This is a genomic window from Gordonia sp. OPL2 (assembly GCF_003797825.1).
Taxonomy (GTDB): domain Bacteria; phylum Actinomycetota; class Actinomycetes; order Mycobacteriales; family Mycobacteriaceae; genus Gordonia.
Map to the genome: position 1 here is coordinate 1 of NZ_RKME01000042.1, position 21674 is coordinate 21674.

General features: G+C 68.5%; 22 protein-coding genes. 12 read left to right on the plus strand and 10 right to left on the minus strand.

What is annotated here, in order from left to right; all coding sequences use genetic code 11:
• Window positions 1–93 precede the first annotated feature (93 nt).
• Window positions 94–807, plus strand: coding sequence for an AIM24 family protein (locus EEB19_RS24760; protein ID WP_187589980.1), 714 nt, complete (start codon window positions 94–96; stop codon window positions 805–807).
• Window positions 808–881: 74 nt separating this feature from the next.
• On the opposite strand, the gene EEB19_RS24765 is transcribed toward EEB19_RS24760, so the two are convergent.
• Entirely contained in the window at window positions 882–1766 is an 885-nt protein-coding gene (locus EEB19_RS24765; RefSeq protein ID WP_187589981.1) for an alpha/beta fold hydrolase, read from the minus strand.
• 111 nt (window positions 1767–1877) lie between these two features.
• Between EEB19_RS24765 and EEB19_RS24770 the strand changes: the two genes are divergently transcribed.
• Entirely contained in the window at window positions 1878–2792 is a 915-nt protein-coding gene (locus EEB19_RS24770; protein WP_187589982.1) for an alpha/beta fold hydrolase, read from the plus strand.
• Window positions 2793–2863: 71 nt separating this feature from the next.
• On the opposite strand, the gene EEB19_RS24775 is transcribed toward EEB19_RS24770, so the two are convergent.
• The 4 genes from EEB19_RS24775 to EEB19_RS24790 form a co-directional block, all read right to left on the minus strand.
• Window positions 2864–3802, minus strand: a complete 939-nt coding sequence (locus EEB19_RS24775) for a copper resistance D family protein (protein WP_262365906.1) — start codon at window positions 3800–3802, stop codon at window positions 2864–2866.
• A gap of 13 nt (window positions 3803–3815) precedes the next feature.
• Window positions 3816–4355, minus strand: coding sequence for a copper resistance CopC family protein (locus tag EEB19_RS24780; protein ID WP_187589983.1), 540 nt, complete (start codon window positions 4353–4355; stop codon window positions 3816–3818).
• On the minus strand, window positions 4348–5055 hold the full coding sequence (locus tag EEB19_RS24785; RefSeq protein ID WP_262365908.1) for a YcnI family protein: 708 nt from the start codon (window positions 5053–5055) through the stop codon (window positions 4348–4350). The genes EEB19_RS24780 and EEB19_RS24785 overlap by 8 nt, the downstream gene beginning before the upstream one ends.
• 287 nt (window positions 5056–5342) lie before the next feature.
• Window positions 5343–5870, minus strand: a complete 528-nt coding sequence (locus tag EEB19_RS24790; RefSeq protein ID WP_187589985.1) for a YtxH domain-containing protein — start codon at window positions 5868–5870, stop codon at window positions 5343–5345.
• Window positions 5871–5937: 67 nt separating this feature from the next.
• Between EEB19_RS24790 and EEB19_RS24795 the strand changes: the two genes are divergently transcribed.
• The gene (locus EEB19_RS24795) at window positions 5938–6753 is read left to right on the plus strand and encodes a GNAT family N-acetyltransferase (RefSeq protein WP_187589986.1); all 816 of its coding nucleotides are present in this window, start codon (window positions 5938–5940) and stop codon (window positions 6751–6753) included.
• Window positions 6754–6762: 9 nt separating this feature from the next.
• Here the strand turns inward: EEB19_RS24795 and EEB19_RS24800 are convergent, their stop codons facing one another.
• Complete coding sequence (locus EEB19_RS24800; protein ID WP_187589987.1) at window positions 6763–7506, minus strand: GntR family transcriptional regulator; 744 nt, start codon at window positions 7504–7506, stop codon at window positions 6763–6765.
• A 21-nt stretch (window positions 7507–7527) separates the two neighbouring features.
• Window positions 7528–8679: an acyl-CoA dehydrogenase family protein gene (locus EEB19_RS24805; RefSeq protein ID WP_187589988.1), complete on the minus strand. Its 1152-nt coding sequence runs from the start codon at window positions 8677–8679 to the stop codon at window positions 7528–7530.
• A 245-nt stretch (window positions 8680–8924) separates the two neighbouring features.
• Between EEB19_RS24805 and EEB19_RS24810 the strand changes: the two genes are divergently transcribed.
• The 3 genes from EEB19_RS24810 to EEB19_RS24820 are packed head-to-tail and all read left to right on the plus strand — an operon-like array spanning window position 8925 to window position 11919.
• Window positions 8925–9740, plus strand: a complete 816-nt coding sequence (locus EEB19_RS24810) for a CoA ester lyase (RefSeq protein WP_187590012.1) — start codon at window positions 8925–8927, stop codon at window positions 9738–9740.
• On the plus strand, window positions 9737–10744 hold the full coding sequence (locus EEB19_RS24815; protein ID WP_187589989.1) for a MaoC family dehydratase: 1008 nt from the start codon (window positions 9737–9739) through the stop codon (window positions 10742–10744). The genes EEB19_RS24810 and EEB19_RS24815 overlap by 4 nt, the downstream gene beginning before the upstream one ends.
• Window positions 10745–10779: 35 nt before the next feature.
• On the plus strand, window positions 10780–11919 hold the full coding sequence (locus EEB19_RS24820; RefSeq protein WP_187589990.1) for a CoA transferase: 1140 nt from the start codon (window positions 10780–10782) through the stop codon (window positions 11917–11919).
• Window positions 11920–12062: 143 nt separating this feature from the next.
• Here EEB19_RS24820 and EEB19_RS24825 read toward each other — a convergent pair whose 3' ends face one another.
• On the minus strand, window positions 12063–13220 hold the full coding sequence (locus EEB19_RS24825) for a CaiB/BaiF CoA-transferase family protein (RefSeq protein ID WP_262365907.1): 1158 nt from the start codon (window positions 13218–13220) through the stop codon (window positions 12063–12065).
• Window positions 13221–13404: 184 nt separating this feature from the next.
• Here EEB19_RS24825 and EEB19_RS24830 point away from each other — a divergent pair, with 184 nt between their 5' ends.
• The 4 genes from EEB19_RS24830 to EEB19_RS24845 all read left to right on the plus strand — a co-directional run bounded on the left by EEB19_RS24830 (window position 13405) and on the right by EEB19_RS24845 (window position 17185).
• On the plus strand, window positions 13405–14463 hold the full coding sequence (locus EEB19_RS24830; protein WP_187589992.1) for an MBL fold metallo-hydrolase: 1059 nt from the start codon (window positions 13405–13407) through the stop codon (window positions 14461–14463).
• A gap of 61 nt (window positions 14464–14524) precedes the next feature.
• On the plus strand, window positions 14525–15301 hold the full coding sequence (locus tag EEB19_RS24835; protein WP_187589993.1) for a crotonase/enoyl-CoA hydratase family protein: 777 nt from the start codon (window positions 14525–14527) through the stop codon (window positions 15299–15301).
• 102 nt (window positions 15302–15403) lie between these two features.
• Entirely contained in the window at window positions 15404–16306 is a 903-nt protein-coding gene (locus EEB19_RS24840; protein WP_187589994.1) for a LysR family transcriptional regulator, read from the plus strand.
• Between the two features lie 3 nt (window positions 16307–16309).
• Complete coding sequence (locus EEB19_RS24845; protein WP_187589995.1) at window positions 16310–17185, plus strand: LysR family transcriptional regulator; 876 nt, start codon at window positions 16310–16312, stop codon at window positions 17183–17185.
• A gap of 13 nt (window positions 17186–17198) precedes the next feature.
• Here EEB19_RS24845 and EEB19_RS24850 read toward each other — a convergent pair whose 3' ends face one another.
• On the minus strand, window positions 17199–18455 hold the full coding sequence (locus tag EEB19_RS24850; protein ID WP_187589996.1) for an acetyl-CoA C-acetyltransferase: 1257 nt from the start codon (window positions 18453–18455) through the stop codon (window positions 17199–17201).
• Window positions 18456–18501: 46 nt separating this feature from the next.
• On the minus strand, window positions 18502–19260 hold the full coding sequence (gene fabG, locus EEB19_RS24855; RefSeq protein ID WP_187589997.1) for a 3-oxoacyl-ACP reductase FabG: 759 nt from the start codon (window positions 19258–19260) through the stop codon (window positions 18502–18504).
• A gap of 118 nt (window positions 19261–19378) precedes the next feature.
• Here fabG and EEB19_RS24860 point away from each other — a divergent pair, with 118 nt between their 5' ends.
• Together EEB19_RS24860 and EEB19_RS24865 are read left to right on the plus strand one after the other, a co-directional pair.
• Complete coding sequence (locus tag EEB19_RS24860) at window positions 19379–20566, plus strand: acyl-CoA dehydrogenase family protein (RefSeq protein WP_187589998.1); 1188 nt, start codon at window positions 19379–19381, stop codon at window positions 20564–20566.
• Between the two features lie 38 nt (window positions 20567–20604).
• Window positions 20605–21645, plus strand: coding sequence for an aldo/keto reductase (locus tag EEB19_RS24865; protein ID WP_187589999.1), 1041 nt, complete (start codon window positions 20605–20607; stop codon window positions 21643–21645).
• Window positions 21646–21674: the final 29 nt, after the last annotated feature.

Genomic DNA, 21674 nt, shown 5'->3' on the forward strand with positions numbered 1-21674 from the left:
GGGTAAGGGAGGGGGAGGCTCGGGGGGCCTACCGCGGGCCCGACGATCCGTGAAACCCCACCGCGGGCGAGGAGCCGCTCATAAGGTTGGGACATGCAACCGCGAATCGTCGGCACCACCATGCCGGTCCTGGAACTGCGACTCGACGCCGGCGAGCATCTCATTGCCGAGGGCGGTGACGTCTCGTGGCTCTCGCCAGGGTTCGGCATGGAGACCTCCACCGCATTCGGATCGGGCGGTCGCGGCGGATTCATGAGCGGACTCAAACGTCTGATCGGTGGCGGCCAGCTCTTCCTCACGAAGTACACGGCCCCACCGACCGGAGGATTCGTCGCGTTCGCTGCCCAACTGCCCGGCGCGATCCGGCAAGTGCAGATCGACGCATCCGATGTCTACATGGTTCAGCAGGGTTCTTTCATGGTGAGCACGAATGACGTCGAGATCTCGGTCGGACTCCAGAAGAAGCTGGGAGCAGGCGTTTTCGGCGGAGCCGGAGTGGTGTTCCAGAAACTGTCCGGCAACGGGACGGCCTGGGTACAACTCGCCGGCGAGATCATCGAGTACGACCTGGCCGCCGGCGAATCGTTGCTCGTCCACCCCGGACACCTCGCGCTGTTCCGTGCCGAGATGCCGCTCGAGTTCGCCACGGTGAAGGGCGTCAAGAACAAGTTCTTCGGCGACTCGATGTTCTTGGCGCAGATTCGCGGTCCGGGCCACGTCTGGTTGCAGTCGATGACACCGTCGAAACTCGCGGCGGCGATCGAACCGTATCTGCCACAGGACAACTCACCCACGACCAGCAGCTGAGGATCGGTCGGGGCCGGAGCGACGCGAACACCGGTCGGGACCGGGCGATGCGAGCCTGACGTCGCGTGAGGCGATCAGGCCTCGATCGACACGTCCGACACCGCGTCCACGGCCTCCATGAATGGCGGGATGAAGAACTGCGCGCCGAGCACGCAGCATGCGTGACCGCCGTCGACATCGAATCTCCGTGCACCGGGGATGCCGTCGACGAGCAACTGCTGACGTGCCGGTTCCACCTGCCGGTCGCGGGTGGAGATCACCACCGAGGTCGGGACGTCGACCTCGTGCAGCCATGGGCGCGAATCGAATTCACCGAGCCCGTCACCGAAGCTGCCCATGTGGGACAGCGGGGTGGAGAAAAATTGGCGCATCGCCCACACCGAGGTGTGCACGGTCGTGTCGTCGAGGCGCCCGATGCCGGGCCGCGGAATGGCCTTGCTGAGAACGGTCAACACGCGGCCCAGTCGCCGGGACTGTGCGCGGAGCTCGGGATCATGGGTACTGAAGAACGGGCCGGTGGAGCAGAGCACGAGTCCGGAGACACGCCCGCGGTGGCGCTGCCACACGAGCTGTGCGATGCCTCCTCCCATGGAGAACCCGGCGGCGGTGAACTTCTCGATGCCGAGGTGGTCGGCCACCGCGACGACGTCGTCGGCGCAGTCGTCGAGCGAGAAGTCGGCAGAGCGGATACCTCGGCCGTGCCACCGTTGGTCCATGGTGATCACCCGGTACCGCTTGTTGAGTTGCGGGATGACCGGATACCAGCAGAGCAGTCCGGTGGTGAGGACCGAATGCAGCAGGAAGATCGCGGGAGCATCCTTCGGTCCGGAGTCGGTCACGTAGGTCTGCCCTCGGCCCGGCAGATCCAGCGTCGTTCCGGGCGGGATGTCCCGGACCGGGTAGGGACGCAGGACGTGGCCGAAGGCACGGCCGACCCCGCGCGCGAACTGTGCACTCACCTTGTCGACGGTACGCGGACGAGGGTGAGAAAGACCTGTGGTCAGCGCTAGCCGATCCTGAATTCGCAGGGCACGTGACCCAGAACACAGGTCACGTGGGATGCTCGAAGCATGATGGACATCGACCGTCCCAAGATCGAGGGTTCTGTCGCCGTCGGCGACGGGCGGCGACGGATCGGCTTCGCCGAGTTCGGCTCGGCGACCGGGCGCGCGCTGTTCTGGCTCCACGGCACCCCTGGCGCACGGCGGCAGATTCCGACCGAGGCCCGTGCATTCGCCACCGAGGCCGGCATCCGCATCGTCGGCCTCGACCGCCCGGGTGTCGGGTCGTCGACGCCCCACAGCTACCGAAACGTCTATGAATTCGCCGACGACCTCGGCACCGTCGCCGACTCCCTCGGGATCGACGAGTTCGCGGTCATCGGACTGTCCGGCGGCGGGCCCTACGCACTCGCCGCCGCACACGCACTCAGTGAGCGGGTGGTCGCCGCGGGCGTTCTCGGCGGTGTTGCGCCGACGGTCGGTCCTGATGCGATCGGCGGCGGGGCGATGCGGCTGGGCCGGCGCGCCGCGCCGGTCCTCCAGGTTGCGGGCGACCCGATCGGGAAGGTGGTGAGTTCGGTTCTCTCGGTGGCTCGTCCCGTCGCCGACCCCGCGATCGCGGTCTACGGCCGGCTGTCGCCACAGGGTGATCGAGAACTGTTGTCGCGCCCGGAGTTCCGTGCGATGTTCCTCGACGACCTCCTACACGGCGGCTCCCGACGCATGAGCGCTCCGTTTGCCGACATCGTCGTCTTCTCGCGTGAGTGGGGTTTCCGTGTGCCCGAGGTCGCGGTGCCGGTCCGCTGGTGGCATGGCGACCGCGACCACATCATTCCCTACAGCCACGGCGAGCACATGGTGTCGCTGCTGCCCGACGCCAAGATGTTCACGATGCACGGCGAGAGTCACCTCGGGGCGCTCGGCCTGTCGGTCGACATCATCACCGAGCTCCTCGCGGTGTGGGACCAACCGCGGCTCGCCTGACGCCGAAGCCTCGCCTGGCGCGGATCCTCACCCGGTTGGGATCACAGCGCACCGGCGCCGTTGAGTGGAGCTCAGGGGGCTGTGGAGGAGAGCCCGACCGCGAGGCCGAGCACCACGCCCATCACAAGGAGTTCGAGCGCGGCCCGGCGCAGCGAATCCGCCTCGGATCCCCGATGCCGCTCGACCGCCGGAACCCACACCTTCCGATGCCGCGCACCCAGTCCGATGAGCACGGCGATGCCGAACAGTTTGGCGAGGAGAATCCGGCCGTAGCCGGACGTGACGATCTCTGCCAGGCCGCCCACCTCGATCAGACCGGCGATCACGCCGGTGACAGCCACGACGACAACCGCCCACAGAGCTCGCGCCGAGAACACCGGCAGAGCCGCCGCCCACCCCGAACGGCCGCGGATGGTCAGGACCATCGCCGCGAGGGTGCCGCACCACCACGCCGCCGCGAGCGCATGGGCGCCGATCAGCACCGGTCCGATGGCCTGCTGGCTCGGATGTCCGGTGATCGAGGTGGCGAGCACTCCGATGCCGGCAAGGATCGCGTACGCGGCAGGTGGCGGGTCGAAACGTTCCGTGAAATCGAGCACGGCGATGACGATGATCACCCCGGACACGATGAACTCGATGAGTTCGGGCGCGCCCGAACCGATCGTGTCGGCGAACTGGTTGAGCCCGACCGACGTCGGCGCCTCGCCGGACTGATCGGCGGTCCGCATCCACGCGGTGATGAGCGCGGCGACGAACCAGGCGCCGCCGACTCCGCCGATCACCCTCGCCGAGGGCTCCAGTCCCACCGCGGGCAGCGAACCCAGCCCTACCAGGAGTACGGCGGCACCCACGGCGCCGGCAGCAGGAACCGCCAGCGCCTCGGGGCCGCCGGGTGCGGCGAGCACCCAGCAGAGGCCGACGCCGAGGAACATCGCGAGCAGCGCGCCCGGCACGGCGAGGTCACGAATCCGCGACCCCTGCCCCGACGCGCGACCGCCCGCGATGCTCATGTCGGTCCCTGGCCTACGACGTTCCGGACCGGCGGGTCAGCCAGAACACCACGCCGAGACCACCCACCAGGACGACGATGCCGCCGACGATGAACGGCCACAACGGCGGTCCGTTGTCGTCGCTCGACGACGCGGTGTCGGCGAGCGCACCCGGGGTGCCGTTGCCGGCGGTGGTGAGCTCGAACGACCGTCGGCCCTCGACGGGATGACCGTCGGCGGAGGTCACGCGGTAATTCATCGTGTACGTTCCGGCCGGGCCGAGCTCCCGCAATGCGGCATGAAGCCGGGGGCCGTCGACCGAGGCATTGCCCTCCTGCCAGTAGTGGCCGTCCGGACCGACCACGGTCAGCACGGCAAACGACTCCTGCAGCGGCTCGTTGAACGTGATGGTGACCTGCTGTGGACCGGTTGCGACGGACGATCCGTCGGCCGGATCGGACGACACGACGCGCGAATGCGCCGAGGCGACCGGCGCGGCCCAGGTCCCGATCAGGCCGGTGAGCAGTACCCCGGCCAGGACGACCAGGGCCGACGAACGCCGACGATCACGCATCGTCGCCCCGCCCGGTCTGATCGCCGCCGGTCTTCGCGTCGCCGCGCCGTCCGCTGCGGGTCAGTGCGGCAACGCCGAAGACGGCGCCGAGTGCGCCGACGACGAGGCCGATGCCGCCCAACCACCGGGCGGCGCCGTCGGTCGACGAATCCGAAGCCGACACGGTCGCAGTGTCCGCGTTCGCAGTGCTGGTCGTTCCACCGTGGCTCGTCGAACCACCGTGGTGGTCGGCGCCCTCCTCGGCGGCCGGAAGCGTCAGCGTGGGTGCCGGATGCTCGGGCTCCTCGCCACCCTCGGTCATCGGTTGTGACCAATCGGCCTTCACACCGTCGGCGTAGGTCTGCAGGGCCGGCAACGACACCGATTCCTGTTCGGGGAACGGCCCACCGGAGATCCGGAACTGAGCGAATTCACCGACCGGGACCCCCGGGGTGTTGGGCAACGCCGTCCAGGTGATCGAGGTGACCTCCTCGGTGGAGGGGTCCTTCGCGACGGTGGTCTTCCAGCCGGGCATGACCTCGGGACGTGCGGACTTCAGTTTGGGCAGCGTGACCGTCAGTTCGGTGGTGGCCGCGGTGTCGGATTCGTTCGGGACCACCAGCGTGACCACGCCGTATCCGCCCTGCGTGAGCGTGGGCGCGTTGGCGGTGACGTGTGCGGAGGCGGCACCAACACCGGCAAGGGTCGCGGTGGCGGCCATGGTGAAAGCGGCCGCCGGGACTGCCAGTCGTCGGATGATTCGGGTGTTCATTCAGATGTCTTCCTGGGTTGCGGACACGAGTCGTGTCACGGACGCGCCGCCCCACTGTGGCCTCGATGTCCACCAGGCACCCATGATCCGGGGGCGGACGACGTGTCTGTACGGACACGACAGCGGAGGACTCAGAGACGAGCAGACAGGGCAGGCGCGGAAATGGTCCATGTGCACCGAATTCCGGACCTCGACGACGGAGCGACGAGCCACAGTTGGTGCGACGGTCGGGTGGATCAGCGCACGACAGGTGGCCCGCGGACACCCGCGCCACCGATGACGACGTCGATGACCAGGAGCGGGGCGTCCCATCGCACGGGGCGCACGCCCGGCGCCTCGATCCGCGGCGGAGGCGCCAACCGGCGGAACGTACGGGTGACCGCCTCGAGGAGCACTGCGGCGGCGACGATGAGAACCGCGCTCGCGGGGACCGCGACGAGGTGAGTGAGCAGCATCGGCAGCAGTGCATCGTGATGCATCGCCGACGGCGTGTGCCCGATGGTGAACGAGATGTGCGCGCCGATCTGCGCGAGAGTCAACACGGCCGTCGCGAGAACGGTCGAAGACGCTGCGGGCCGACGACGCCGGACACCGAGCACGAGTCCGACGAGAACCCCGATCGCTGCGCTGAGCACCATGCCACCGACGCCGGGCAACGATCCGGAGCCGAGCCCGTGCGCGGCGATGGCGACCACGGGGACGACGACGCCTGCCGCGACGCGCAGGAGCACGTCGGGCGACCGTTCGTCCGTCGCGGGGCCCATGGTCGACAATCCTAGGGCGTGTCGCGAGTCTCCCCGCCGCCGCCTGGGGCGGTGAAAGAATGGCGGCATGACGCACCCGTCGACCGGAGTCGAGATCCGCGAACTGGCGTCCCCTGCCGAGCTCCACCAGTTGACCAGAGTGTTCGATGACGTCTGGCACCCCGATCCGGGTCGACGACCGGTCAGCGCCGACATGTTGCGCGCCCTGTCGCACGCGGGCAACTACGTGGCGGGGGCCTACGTCGGTGACCGGCTGGCGGGCGGGAGCGTCGGGTTCTATGCCGCCCCGGCCGGTACGACACTGCACAGCCACATCACCGGGGCGTCGCGTATCGGCCGCGGGCACAATGTGGGCCACGCCCTGAAGCTGCATCAACGGGACTGGGCACGGTCTCGGGGTCTGCGGTCGATCACCTGGACATTCGATCCGCTCGTCGCGCGCAATGCCTACTTCACGATCGCCAAACTCGGCGCGGTGCCGGTGGCCTACCACCGCGATTTCTACGGAGAACTGTCCGATGAACTCGCCGGCGCCGACGAGAGCGACCGCCTACTGGTGACATGGCCGGTCGATGCACCGGAACCCGAACCCTCGACCGAGACCGTCGACGACGCGCTGGCATCCGGCGCCCGACTGGTCATCGACGTCGACGACGACCGTCCGCGTGTCATCGGCGACGTTCCCGTGGGCGACGCCCTGGTGGTACCCGTGCCGCGGGACATCGAGGCGATGCGGCGATCGCGGCCCGTCGCCGCATCGCACTGGCGGCACGCCGTACGCGACGCGCTGACCCCGGTGTTCGCCACGGACGGCACGATGCTGACCCACCGGACCCGTTTCCTGCGCTCCGGCCACTACGTGGTCGAGCCGATCGACCGATGACGATCGGGCTCAGACGGTGCTGCGGCGCAACGTGACCCGATAGGTGTAGTGCTCGGGCAAGAAGTGCGAGATCGCGAGCTCGACCGCGTGTCCCTCGGCGTCGCTGTAGAGCCGGTCGACCCGCAACATGGGATGTCCCACCGGACAGTCGAGCTGCTCGGCCACGGCGGGATCGGCGGATGCGACCGTGATCGACTGCGCCGCTTCGGTGATCGGTCGCGGCAGGTGGGGCTCGAGAAGTCCGATCATGGTGTACGCGCTGGTGGCGCCCGCCCGGACTTCTGGGCGTTCGACGACGAGCCGACCGACCGGCTCGGGCCACCACACAGTCGTGACGACGAAGGGCACGGCGTCGTGGAAACGGCGAAAAGCCATGCGGTAGACGAGATCAGTGTCCAGCCGCAGCCGCCCCGCCGCATCGAGGTCCACCTGCCGGCGAGGGGCCGACAACACCTCCATGGTGGTGTCGTCGGACAGGTTCATCAGGTCCTCGATGGACCCGAGCTGTCGGAGATACGGTCCGCGCCCCTCGGTCGCAAAGGTGCCTCGACCCGGGACCCGGTACACCGCCCCCTCGGCCACGAGATCCTGGAACGCGCGCCGCACCGTCTGTCGACTCAGTCCGAACTCGTCGGAGAGCTCGGATTCGGTCGGGAGGCGGACCCCGCCGCGGTAGAGCCCCTCGGCGATCCGCGCACGCAACGTCCCGGCGAGGGTCCGGTAGGCCGGGGCGGCGGCGTCGCGTGGCGTCATCGCGATGATCCTAGCCGCCGATCAGATCCCACCCCGGGCGACGAGCTGCCCGGCGATCACGTTGCGCTGGATCTCGTTGGTCCCCTCGCCGACGATCATCAAGGGCGCGTCCCGGAAGTACCGCTCGACGTCGAACTCGGTCGAATACCCGTAGCCGCCATGGATTCGCACTGCGTCGAGCGCGATCTCCATCGCGATCTCCGAGGCGTACAGCTTGGCCATGCCCGCCTCCATGTCGCATCGCTCGCCACGGTCGTACTGCTCGGCGGCGTGCCAGGTCAACTGCCGGGCCGCGGTCAGCTTCGTGGCCATGTCGGCCAGATAGTTGCCGATCGACTGGTGCTTCCAGATCGGCTGGCCGAACGACTCCCGCTGCTGGGCGTAGGCCAGCGAGTCCTCCAGCGCCGCGGTGGCCACACCCAGGGCGCGACACGCGACCTGGATTCGGCCGGTCTCGAGACCCTTCATCATCTGACCGAATCCCTTGCCGGGCACCGCTCCCAGAATCGCCGACGTCGGCACCCGGTAACCATCGAAGGACAGCTCGCAGCTCTCGACACCCTTGTATCCGAGCTTCGGCAGATCCCGCGACACCGTCAGCCCCGGACCGTGCTCGCACAGCACGATCGAGATCCCGCGGTGTCGCGGCTGCGCCGTCGGGTCGGTCTTGCACAGCAACGCGATCAGACCCGATCGCCGCGCATTGCTGATCCATGTCTTCGATCCCGAGATCACCAGATCGCCGTCGTCTTCACGTGCGAGGGTCGCCATGTTCTGCAGATCCGAGCCGCCTCCGGGCTCGGTCAGTGCCATCGTCGCCCGCATCTCACCGGTCGCCATGCGCGGCAGATACTGCTGCTTCTGCTCCTCCGTGCCGAACAGCGTCAGCAATTTCGCCACCACCGTGTGGCCGCCCATCGCTCCGGCCAAGCTCATCCAACCGCGGGCGAGTTCCTGCGTGACCTGCGCGTAGCACGGCATCGAGACCGGCGAACCGCCGTACGCCTCGGGTACCGCCAGCCCATAGATGCCGATCTGCTTCATCTGCTCGATCCACTTCTCGGGGTACTCGTTGGCGTGCTCGACCTCTTGCACCGTCGGTTTGACGTCGCGGTCGACGAACGCGCGCACGGTCTCGACGAGGAACGACTCTTCGGCGTTCAGGCTGCTCATGGACCCACCTCACGGGAGACTGAGCCAGGCATGTCCCGGCCCTGATTTGTACGGCCATATTTACGCCCAGTGGCGACGCTGTCAAGAGCGAGCCGGACCCGCGCGCCTCGTGAACAGCGCCACCACCGCCCTTTCGCCACCGCAGGAGGTCTGGTAATAGTCTTCGTGAACAGGATTTGGCCGCACATTTGTTTCCGCCAGGGATTGAGGATCTCGTGCACACACACCCACGACGCGCGGTGCTGGTGGCCCCGGCGTCCGACGACCGCAAAGCCCGCAAGGCCCTCGCCTCCACCGCCGACGAGGTCGTCCTCGACCTCGAGGACGCGGTGACCGCGGACAACAAGTCGTCGGCGCGCGCTGCGGCGGCGGCCCTCGTCGCGGAATTCGGCGGCCGCCGACCGGTCTCCATCCGGATCAACGCGTTCGACACCGAGTGGTTCGACGCCGACGTCGCCGCCTGTGCTGACATGGGATCGTCGCTCGCGTCACTGGTCCTGCCCAAGGCCGAGTCGGTCAGCCACCTCGCCGAGGCCGATCGACTCCTCGGCGACGCCCCCGCCCGACTCCAGATCCTGGTCGAGACGCCGACCGGCATCCGCGACATCGGACCGATCTGTAGCGGCTCCGGCCGGCTCGATGCCGTTATCATCGGATATGCCGATCTCGGTGCAACGCTGGGACGTTCGTCGTCCGCACCGCAATCGGTGTGGCATCCGATCCAGGACACCGTGCTGGTCGCGGCCCGCGCCGGCGGGGTCTCCGTCATCGACGGACCGCACCTCACCATCGCCGACGACGACTCGTTCAGGAACGCCAAGACGTGGGTCCGCGACCTCGGGTTCGACGGCACCTGGGTCATCCACCCCGCCCAGATCGACTCCGCCACCGAGATCTTCACCCCGGATCCTGAGGCCGTGGCGGATGCCCGCCGTGTGCTGGCGGCACTCGACGAGGCCGCCGCCCGCGGTGACGGTGCGGCCAAGCTCGACGGTCGGATGCTCGACGAGGCGCTGGCGGTCTCCGCACGCCGCGTGCTGGCGAAGGCCGGATCGGCATGAGCGATCGGACGATCCCGGTCGGTGGGCCCTATTTCGACGAACTCACCGTCGGGCAGACCTTCGACGACGCGCCGTCGGTGACCATCACGTCCGGTCTGGCTGCTGTGCACCAGTCGATTCTGGGCGATCGCCTACGGCTGCCCCTCGACGTCACACTGAGCACTCGCGTGACGGGGCGCCCCTGCACCGTCGCGCACCCCGGTCTCGTCACCGATCTCGCGATCGGACAGTCGACCCTGGCCACCCATCACGTCAAGGCGAACCTCTTCTATCGCGGCCTGCGCATCCTGAGCACACCTCACGTCGGCGACACGCTCACCACGACCACCGAAGTGGTCGGGCTGAAGGAGAATTCGGCGAAACCGGGCCGGGCGCCGACCGGACTCGCCGCGCTGCACATGGTGACGGTCGACCAGGACGGGACCGCGGTCCTCGACTTCTTCCGCTGCGCGATGTTGCCGCTGAGCCCGTCCCCCGATCCAGGACGGACCCCACCCGCCGACGACCTGTCGGCGATCGGAGCCGATGCGTCCGTCGAGCCCGTCCTTCCCGCATGGGACCTGTCGGCCTACCGTGAAACCGTTCGCGGGCAGCATTTCTCCCCCGACCTCGCCGGCACGGCGTTCACCTCGAGCGGCGACGTGGTGTCGAGCGCGCCCGAACTCGCCCGTCTCACCATGAACATCGCCGCCACTCATCACGACGAACGGGTGGGCGCCCAGGGCCGCCTGGTCTACGGCGGCCACACGATCGGCCTCGCGCTCGCCCAGGCCACCCGCGCGCTTCCCACCATGGTGACCGTGCTCGGGTGGGAATCCTGCGATCACACCGGCCCGGTGCACGAGTCCGACACCCTGTCGAGCACGCTGCATGTCGAATCGGCGACACCGCTGCCCGACGGCGGCGGCATCCTCGGCCTGCGGTCGCTGGTCGTCGTCCACGAATCCGACGACGGATCACCGCGACCCGTCCTCGACTGGCGCTTTTGCGCCCTCATGGCCTGATCCGGACCACGCGACGTCCCGAAGGAGAAGTCACTGTGCCCACCACCGATAAACCGCTGGCCGGCCTCCGCATCGTCGAGGTGTCGAGCTTCGTCGCATCGCCGCTCGCCGGACTCACGCTGTCGCAGCTGGGTGCCGACGTGACCCGCGTCGACCCGATCGGCGGGGCCGCCGACGTGCACCGCTGGCCCGTCACCGCCGACGGCGAGTCGATCTACTGGACCGGACTGAACAAGGGAAAGCACTCCCGCACAGTCGATCTCCGAAGTGAGGAAGGCCAGGAGACGGTGCGCCGCCTGGTCACCGCCCCCGGCGAGGGCGGTGGCATCCTCCTCACCAATCAGGCGGGCCGATCGTGGATGAGCCATGAGAGCCTGGCCGCACTGCGGCCCGACGTGATCACCGTCGAGATCCTCGGCCGCACCGACGGCACACCGGGCGTCGACTACACCGTCAACGCAGGACTCGGCTTCCCGATGATCACCGGTCCCGTCGATCACGCGGGCGTCGTGAATCACGTCCTCCCCGCCTGGGACATCGCATGTGGACTGTATGCGGCACTGGCCATCTCGTCCGCGGTCCGCCGGCGGGAGCGAACCGGTGTCGGCGCGCGCATCTCGTTGCCCCTCGAGGACACCGCTCTGTCCATCGCGAGCACCCTCGGCTACCTGACGGAGCCGCAGGTTACCGGTCACGGGCGCGAAGGTACCGGCAACGCCGTCTACGGCACGTTCGGCACAGATGTGGCGACCTCCGACGGCGGCCGCTTCATGCTCGTCGCCCTCACCCCGCGTCACTTCCGTGACCTCGTCGAGCTCACCGGGGTCGCCGATGCGGTCGCCGCTGTCGAGACCGCACTGGATGCCGACTTCCGTTCCGAGGCAGATCGATTCACCCACCGTGCGGTTCTGACTGCGCTCATCGAGCCGTGGTTCGCACGGCACACGTCGGCGGAGGCCACCGCCGCGCTGACATCGTCGTCGGTGCTGTGGGAGCAGTACCGGAGTTTCTCCGACGTCGTCGACTCCGGCGTGCTCTCGTCCAATCCGATGTTCGCCGAACTCGATCAGCCCGGCATCGGTCGCTTCCTGGCCGCAGGACACCCGGCATCGTTCGACGGCGAGCACTACTTCACCGGCCCCGCATCTGAATTGGGCGCAGACAACGAGCGATAGGGCGCACGCCCTACGGTCTCTGATGAGCGAACTCGCGAGCTTATGCCGATCCCTGATGAGCGAACTCGCGAGCACATGCCGGTCCCTGAGGAGCGAGCTTGAGAGCGTCACGAAGGGCCATCCCACCCACCCACCACGGCGACCTACAACTCGATGCCCAGTTCGGCGAGGATGGCGTCGGTGTGTTCGCCCAGCGCAGGCACCGGACCCATCCGCATCTCGACGTCGGCGAAGGTCATCGGGGGAAGGACGGCACGGATCGGGCCGACCTCGGTGTCCACCTCGCGCCACCGATCTCGTTGGGCCAGTTGCGGATGCGCGACGACACCGTCGAGTTCGCGGATCTCGGCGGCGGGCACGCCCGCGGCCGCGAGCCTCTCGTCGAGTTCGGCTGTCGAGAACCGTTTGGTCTCCGACGCGACCTCCGCATCGACCTCGGCCCGACGGCGCACGCGTTCGATGTTCGTGGCATACCGGGGATCGGTGGCCAGCTCGGGGCGGCCGAGCACCTCGGTCACGAGAGCCCGCCAGCCGCGGTCGTTCTGGACACCGATGAGGATCTCACCGTCGGCGGTCGGATAGCGGTCGTACGGCACGATCGCCGCGTGTCCGACGCCGGATCGCGCGATCTGCCGGTCCCCGTAGAGGCGCATGTACATCGGATGACCCATCCACTCGACCGTGGCATCGAACATCGACACCGCCACCGCGGCGCCGACACCTGTCGTGCCGCGACGGACCAGTGCACCGAGGATGGATGTCACCGCGTACATCCCGGCGGCGATGTCAGATGTGGGGATGCCGGTCTTGGCCGCCTCGTCGGCGGTGCCGGTGACCGAGATGAGGCCCGCTTCCGCCTGCACCAGCATGTCGTAGGCCTTGCGTTCCCGGTACGGGCCCGCGTCCCCGTAGCCGGACATGTCCACCACGATCAGCCCGGGATGGTCGGCGCGTAGCTCCTGCGCGCCGAATCCCAGCCGGGTCGCGGCGCCCGGCGCCAGGTTCTGCAGGAACACATCGGACCGGTCGACGAGCGCACGCAGCGTCGACCGGCCCGACGGGGACTTCAGGTCGAGGGTCAGCGACTCCTTGCCGCGATTGAGCCACACGAAGTGCGACGCGAGCCCGTGCACGGCGTCGTCGTAGTCGCGGGCGAAGTCGCCCTCGCCGACGCGTTCCACCTTGATGACCCGCGCGCCCATGTCGGCGAGATGACGGGTCGCCAGCGGTGCGGCGACCGCCTGTTCGAGTGCGACGACGGTGATCCCGTCGAGGGGCAGAGGCGGCTGGTCGACTGTCACCGGGCAACGATCACCCACCCCCGTCCGCACGTCAATGCCCTCTCCCGCGCGGCGCCATAGGCAGTTCCTCATCCGGTGAGAGCCGGACCGACTTTGAACGCGAACCGGCCGCATGATCGTATGGAAGTTGCGGTCCGCAACCGTCAACTGCGCGTGTGACCGCACCGAGCCGGTAGGAGGTGAGATGACCACCATCGAGGTCACCGGTCATCGTCAGCAGGAGGCGTGGGCACAGAAGGTGCTGCCGCCCGTCGAAGAGGTACGTCCCGGACTGTGGTCCATCCCCGTCCCGATGGGCCCCAACCCACTGCGCTACGTCCTCATCTACGCACTCGAGCTACCCGACGGCGTCGCCCTGATCGACACCGGCTGGAACGCCGACGAATCGTGGGACGCCCTCGTCGACGGCCTGCACGCCATCGGTCACGACGTCACCGATGTCCGCCACGTGTCGATCACGCACCTGCACCCGGACCATTTCGGGCTGGTCCCCCGCCTGCTCGAGCACGTGGACCCGGTCCTCGCGATGCATCGCAACGACGCCCGCCACCTGCATCATGTCGACGACGCCGAGATCGAACGGCAGATCGAGACCGCCCGCCGCGAACTCGAGAAGCTCGGCGCGCCCGACACGCTCGACAACGGGTTCCGTCAGATCGCGCGACTGCCCAAAGGCCGGGCGATGGACGTCGAACTCGAGCACGGCGACCCGCTCGACCTGCCCGGCTGGAACGTGCGGGCCCTGTGGACGCCCGGTCACACCGCCGGCCACCTGTGCTTCGTCGACGAGGACGCCGGGGTCATGTTCACCGGCGATCACCTGCTGCCGCGGATCAGTCCGAACGTGTCGACGAACGCCGTCCAGTCACACAATCCGCTCGCCGAATACCTCGTGTCGCTGGCGCACACCGAGCACGTCGGCGACCTCGAGGCGCTGCCGTCGCACGAGTACCGGTTCCGCGGTCTGGCCGACCGGGTGACGGCACTGCTCGGTCACCACGAGGATCGGCTCGCCGAGATCGTGGCCGCGGTGCGAAAGGATCCGCAGAGCACCGCCTGGGAGATCACGCGGTCGGTCACGTGGTCACGGCCCTTCGAACAGCTGTCGGTCGACCTGGCCCGGATGGCGATGCGGGAGACGCACGCACACCTCGTCGTCCTGCAACAACGCGGGACACTCACACCGACAGAGGGCTCCCCGACCCGGTGGACCGTCACCGAGCCCACACCGTCGCAGCAGTAGGCGTCGCCGGACTCCTCCACAGCGTTCGATCTCACCCCACCCCGAGGACAGGAGCTCACCCATGACCAGCTCACCCGACGCCGCAGTGCTCACCGAGTTCGCCGACGGTGTCGCCGTCATCACGATCAACCGACCGCAGGCCAAGAACGCGGTGAACCGGGACGTGGCCGTAGGCATCGCCGCTGCCGTCGACGAGCTGGAGTCCCGCGACGACCTGACCATCGGGATCCTGACCGGCGCGGGTGGGACGTTCTGCGCCGGAATGGATCTGAAGGCGTTCACCCGCGGCGAGGACGTCTCGCTGCCGGGACGCGGATTCGGCGGCCTCGCCGAGTCGCCCCCGACCAAGCCACTCATCGCGGCGGTCGAGGGGTGGGCCCTGGCCGGTGGCTGCGAACTCGCACTGACCGCGGATCTGATCGTCGCCGCCCGCGACGCCCGGTTCGGTCTCCCCGAGGTCAAGCGCGGACTCGCTGCCGCCGCGGGTGGTCTGCTGCGCCTCCCGAAGACGCTGCCCTATCAGCTGGCCATGGAGATGGCGCTGACCGGGGAGCCGCTGAGTGCCGCCCGCGCCCACGAGTTCGGGCTGATCAACCGGCTGACCGAACCCGGCGACGCCCTCGCCGGCGCGCGCCAGTTGGCTGCGACGATCGCCGCCAACGGTCCACTCGCCGTGCGGGCGACCAAGCAGGTCATGTCGATGGCCATCCGCTACACCGACCCTGCGCTCATCAAGGAGCAGTGGCAGCATCTCGGACCGGTGTTCGCCTCGCAGGACGCACAGGAGGGTGCCATCGCGTTCGCCGAGAAGCGACCGCCCCGCTGGACCGGACAGTGAGACCGGCTGGGTCGGTGGGGTCCGTGCATGTCGCCCGCACCAGCTGACCGCAACCGCATGATGCCTCCGAACATGCGATGACCTCGAACGTACGATGACCCCGTGGACCTGCACCTCGTCACCTACTTCGTCGCGGTGGTGGACCACGGCGGGATCACCAAGGCTGCGCAGTCGCTCTACATCTCGCAGCCCTCACTCTCCCAGGCCATCCGCACGCTCGAGCGCCGCCTGGGTGTGACACTGTTCGACCGGACCGGCCGACGTCTCGAACTGACCGACGCGGGCCGCAAACTCGATGTCGCCGCACGCCGCATCCTCGCCGACATCGATCGGGCCAAGGCGAAAGTCGAGGCCGTGCGGGAACTCCGGGCGGGCCGCGTCGACATCGTCACGCACGCGGCGTTCAGCATCGATCCCATGGTGGCGATGATCCGAGAGTTCCGCGAGCGATTCCCACGGCTGGCCGCACGCGTCGTCGCCGCCGACGGGCCGAGCGGAGTGCTGGCCGCGCTGCGTCGCGGCGACGCGGAGATCGGGCTCATGGACGCCGGGGCCGATCACGCGACCTTCACCGCGATCCCGCTCGGCGAGCAGGAACTCGTGCTGACCGTCCCGGCCGCATCGGCCGCCGATCTGACCGATCCGGTCCCCCGCCCATCCGTGAAGACGATTCCGCTGATCCTCGACCTCGGCGATCCGGGAGCCTCCTCGATCCTCGGCGACCTCATCGACGACGACAGCCGCAACGTCGTCGTCGACTGCGCCCACCCCTCCGCAGCCTGGGACCTGGTCGGTCGGGGCACCGGCGCGACGATCGCACCGCGGGTCGTCGCCGAGGAACAGATGCCCGGGGCGCTGCGATATCGACTGGATCCACCCCTGCGCCGGCCGTTCGGACTCGTGGTGCGGTCGGGCCGACCGTCTCCGGCGGCGATGGCGTTCATCGCCGTCGCCAAGGGCCACGTCGGAGTGACGACCGACCCGACCGACTTCGGGGAGTTATAGGCGATGGAGCTCCGTCAGGTCGAGTACTTCCTCGCGGTCGTCGAACACGAGGGCATCGGCGGCGCCGCCACCGCGCTCGGTGTCGCGCAACCCACTGTCTCGCAAGCACTTCGGGCCCTTGAACGAGAGCTCGGCGTGCAGCTGTTCCACCGGATCGGGCGCGGCATGGTGTTGAGCGCGGCCGGTCGGACCATGGTCGGCCCCGCGCGTCAGATCGTGCGTGACGTCGACGCCGTCGAGGACCTGCTGACGACATCGGCCGATGAGCTGACCGGACGCCTGGACATCCTTGCGTTCCCCGCCATGGCCAGCGGCCCGATCGTCGACCTCATCGCCCGGTTCCGCGACGACTATCCGCGCGTGAACGTCAGATTCGGCGAGCTCCGCGACGAAGCCCAGGCGGCGGCGGTGATCGAGGACGGACACTGCGAGTTCGTGGTCGCCCATCTGCCGATCGCGGGCGACGATCTCGAGGTCATCATCATCGGCGAGCAGGAGTATCTGCTGATCTACCCGCCCGGGACCGACGTCCCCGAGGGACCGATCCCCCTGGAGAGCCTGCCGCCGGTCCCGATGGTCTTCGTTCCCCGTGGACAGTCGGTGGCCGACGAGATCGAGGAGGCCATCCGGGTCGCCGGCGTGCGACCACCGCTGGCGGTGCTCTCCGAACATCGCGAGGAGCGTCTGCCGATGGTCCTCGCCGGCATCGGCGGCACGATTCTGGAGAAAGCACTGGCCGAGACCGCCGCGGACCGCGCGGTCATCCGCACCGTCGAGCCACGGTTCGTGCGGCCGTTCGCCATCGCCTTCGACCCGGCGGCGCTCTCACCGGTCGGTCAGGCGTTCGTCGAACTCATCCGCTCGACCACACCGGCCTGACCGGCCGACGGGTTCAGGGGGTGTTGCTCACCCGCTCGAACACCGCCGCGAGTCCCTGCCCACCGCCGATGCACATGGTCTCCAGGCCGTAACGGGCGTCGCGGCGGTGCATCTCGCGGGCCAGGGACGCCAGCATCCGGACGCCGGTGGCACCCACCGGATGCCCGAGCGAGATCCCCGAGCCGTGCACGTTGGTGCGGTCGAAGTCGCCGGCTCCGCTGCCGAATCGCCCGAATCCCCATTCGCGGGTGACGGCGAGTGCCTGCGCGGCGAAGGCCTCGTTGAGTTCGATCAGGTCGACATCGGCCAGGGTGAGACCTGCTTTGCCCAGCGCCTTCTGCGACGCCGGGACCGGTCCGATCCCCATGGTGCGCGGCGGGACACCGGCGACGCCCCACGACACCAACCGGACCAGCGGGTGCAGACCGTGTCGTTCGGCGACCTGTGGCGTGGTGACGATGCACATGGCCGCCGCGTCGTTCTGTCCGCTGGCGTTGCCGGCGGTGACAGTTGCCTCGGGGTCCTGTGCGCCCATGATCGGCCGCAGCTTCGCGAGCGACTCCGCCGACACGTTGGGACGGGGGTGTTCGTCGGTGTCGATGATCGTCTCGCCACCCCGGCCGGGGACCGCCACCGGGATGATCTCCTCGGCCAGGATTCCGTCCTTCTGTGCCCGCACCGCCCGCAGATGCGATTCGACGGCCAGCTCGTCCTGCTCGGCACGGCTGATGTCGTATTCCTTGCGAAGGTTCTCGGCGGTCTCGATCATGCCACCGGGAACGGGATGATTCTTCCCGCCGGCGGTAGAGCGCGCACGAACGAGGCTGTCGTGCATGGCGATCCCGGTGCGCGCGCCGCCCCACCGCATGTCGACAGAGTAGAAGGAGGCGTTGCTCATCGATTCCGTGCCGCCCGCGACGACGACGTCGTTGTCCCCGTTGGCAACCTGGAAGGCGGCCTGGATCACCGCCTGCAGACCGGAACCACACCGCCGGTCGATGTGCATGCCGCCGACGGTGACCGGCAGTCCGGCGTCGAGGGCGACGACCCGTCCGATCGCCGGCGCCTCGCTGTTGCCGTTGCAGTGTCCGAGGATCACGTCCTCGACTGCGGCGGGATCGAGGCCCGTGCGTTCGAGCATGCCGCGCAGGGCTGTCACACCCAGGTCGACAGCGGTCAGGTCCTTGAACATGCCGCCGTAGCGCCCGATCGGTGTGCGGACGGGTTCACAGATGACGACGTCGCGTTGCTGTGGTGTCGTGCCGGTCATTGCGGGCCTTTCGATTCGAGGTCGGGCTGGTGATCGTGGCGAGCGGTCACATGAACCGTCCGCCGGTCACCTCGAGCACGGTGCCGGTCATGTAGGAGGACATATCGGAGCCGAGGAACAACGCGACCGATGCGACCTCGCCGACCTCACCTGCACGCTGCATCGGGATCTCGGCCATCTTCTGGTCCCACGCCTTCTGCGGCATCGCCTCGGTCATCGCCGACCGGATGAGCCCCGGCTGGATGGCGTTCACGCGTACGCCGTGGTGGGCCATCTCCTTCGCCGCGGCCTTCGTCATCCCGACGATGCCGGCCTTGGCCGCGGAATAGTTGGTCTGCCCGACCATGCCGACCTTGCCGGACAGCGACGAGATGTTCACGATCGCACCGTGTTTGGCCTCACGCATGATGGCGGCCGCCTTGCGGGTGCCGTTCCACGTGCCCTTGAGATGCACCGAGATCACCAGATCGAAGTCATCCTCGGACATGGTCCGCATGGTGGCGTCGCGGGTGATCCCGGCATTGTTCACCATGACGTCGAGTGAGCCGAACGCCTCGACGGCATCGGCGAGCAGCGCGTCGACCTGCGCCGCATCGACCACGTCGCATCGGACGGCGCGCGCCACCCTTGCCCCACCGAGTTTGTCGGCGGCGGCCGTCGCAGCCTCGAGATCGAGGTCTCCGATGACGACCCGCGCCCCCGCCTCCACGAAGGACCGGGCGATCTCGAAACCGATGCCCTGCGCGGCGCCGGTGATCACCGCGGTACGTCCGTCGAGCAGGGGCTGGGGTGCAATCGAATCCATGCGTCGGAATCTACCGGCAGATTCCCCGAGGAGAGCCCGGCGATCCATTCGAAGGAGCTAAGGGACCGGTAGGGAGTTCGTTGTGGACCGCGTACGCGCGGGCGGCCACAGTGGGAGAATGACCAGCGTCATGAACACCTCAGCACCAGCACCCCAGGTCAGCGCCGACGATTTCGCCGACATTCTCGCCGCGACACGTGAATTCGTGCGGGAGAAGGTGGTTCCGCGTGAGCCGGAGATCCTCGAGGCCGACGCCATTCCCGACGACGTCCGGGCGACGGCCAAGGAGATGGGCCTGTTCGGATACGCCATCCCACAGGAGTGGGGCGGACTCGGACTCGATCTGACCCAGGATGTCGAGCTGGCGATGGAACTCGGATACACCTCGTTGTCGCTGCGGTCGATGTTCGGCACGAACAACGGCATCGCCGGACAGGTCCTCGTCGGATTCGGCACCGACGAACAGAAGTCCACCTGGCTCGAGAAGATCGCCACGGGTGAGGTCGTCGCCTCGTTCGCGCTGACCGAGCCGGGCGCCGGATCGGACCCTGCCGGGCTGCGCACCAAGGCGGTGCGCGACGGCTCCGACTGGGTCATCAGCGGGGAGAAGCGGTTCATCACCAACGCGCCTCTGGCCGATCTGTTCGTGGTCTTCGCCCGGACCCGACCGAAGGACGAGAGCGGGACCGGGATCGCGGTGTTCCTCGTCCCCGCCGGCACCGACGGCGTGTCCGTGGGGGCCAAGGACCGCAAGATGGGCCAGGAGGGGGCGTGGACGTCGGACGTCCACTTCGATGATGTCCGCGTCCCGGAGGCAGCACTCGTCGGCGGCAGCGAGGACGTCGGTTACCGCGCGGCGATGACGTCGCTGGCCCGGGGACGCGTCCACATCGCAGCACTCTCGGTCGGCACCGCCCAGCGCGCCCTCGACGAATCGGTGACGTGGGCGGCCACCGCCACCCAGGGTGGCACCGCCATCGGCGAGTTCCAGCTGGTGCAGGCGATGCTCGCCGATCAGCAGACCGGGGTCATGGCCGGTCGGGCGATGGTCCGTGACGCCGCACGTGCGTGGGTCGACGGCACCGATCGGCGGATCGCCCCGTCGGCGGCCAAGCTGTTCTGCACCGAGATGGTGGGAAAGGTCGCCGATCTCGCCGTCCAGATCCACGGTGGCAGCGGCTACATGCGTGAGGTCCCCGTGGAACGGATCTACCGCGACGTCCGGCTGCTGCGTCTCTACGAGGGCACCAGCGAGATCCAGCGCCTCATCATCGGACGCAATCTGGTGAAGCACGCTCAGCGCTGAGCGCTGTCGCCGCGTACCGCACGTGGTAGGCAGGACACATGGACCATCGACTGCTCGGTCGTTCCGGCCTGCGTGTCTCGACTTTCGCACTCGGCACTGCGTCGTTCGGGAACGATCCCGATGACCGTTGGGGCACGGTCGATGTGGATGGGGCGCGCCGTCAGGTCGACGTCGCGCTCGACGCGGGCGTCACTGTCATCGACACCTCCGACGCCTATGGCGCGGGGCGGTCCGAGGAGATCGTCGGACAGGCGATCAGCGGCAGGCGAGATTCGATCGTGCTGTCCACCAAGGTCCGTTTCCCCGTCGGTGACGGCGCCAACGACGCGGGACTGTCGAGGTATCACATCATCCGGGCGGCGGAGGCGAGCCTGCGGCGGCTGCGCACCGATCACATCGACATCTATCACGTCCACGAGTGGGACGGCCAGGTCCCGCTCGAGGAGACGTTGCATGCGCTCGACACCCTGGTCCGGGACGGCAAGGTGCGATATCTGGGCGTATCGAATTACGCCGGATGGCAACTGATGAAGGCTCTGGCCATCTCCGACCGGGATGGTCGACAACGTTTCGTCAGCAATCAGATCTACTACTCGTTGCAGAGCCGGGACGCCGAGTACGAACTGTTGCCGCTGTCCGTCGATCAGGGCCTCGGGGTGATGGTGTGGAGTCCGCTCGCCGGCGGTCTGCTGACCGGCAAGTACCGTCGCGACCGGAACCCTGCGCATGGACGACATCTCGACGGCTGGGTGGAACCCCCGGTGCGGGACGTCGACAAGCTCTACGACACCATCGACGTGATCGTGGAGGTCGCCGAGGCCCGGGAGGTCTCTCCCGCCCACGTCGCGTTGGCCTATCTGCTGACCCGTCCGGCGGTGTCCACGCTGATCGTCGGCGCACGCGATGCGGTCCAGCTCGCGGACACGTTGCGGGCGAGCGAGTTCGAGCTCGACGCCGCCGAACTCGGCCGTCTCGACGAGATCAGCCGCCCGGACCTCATCTATCCGCACTGGCATCAGGCGGCGATTCCCACCGAGTTCCGCGGTCCTGCGGATCGGGTACTGCACGGCGACAGATGAACTGACGCCTCCGCCCGGTGCGCGGAACC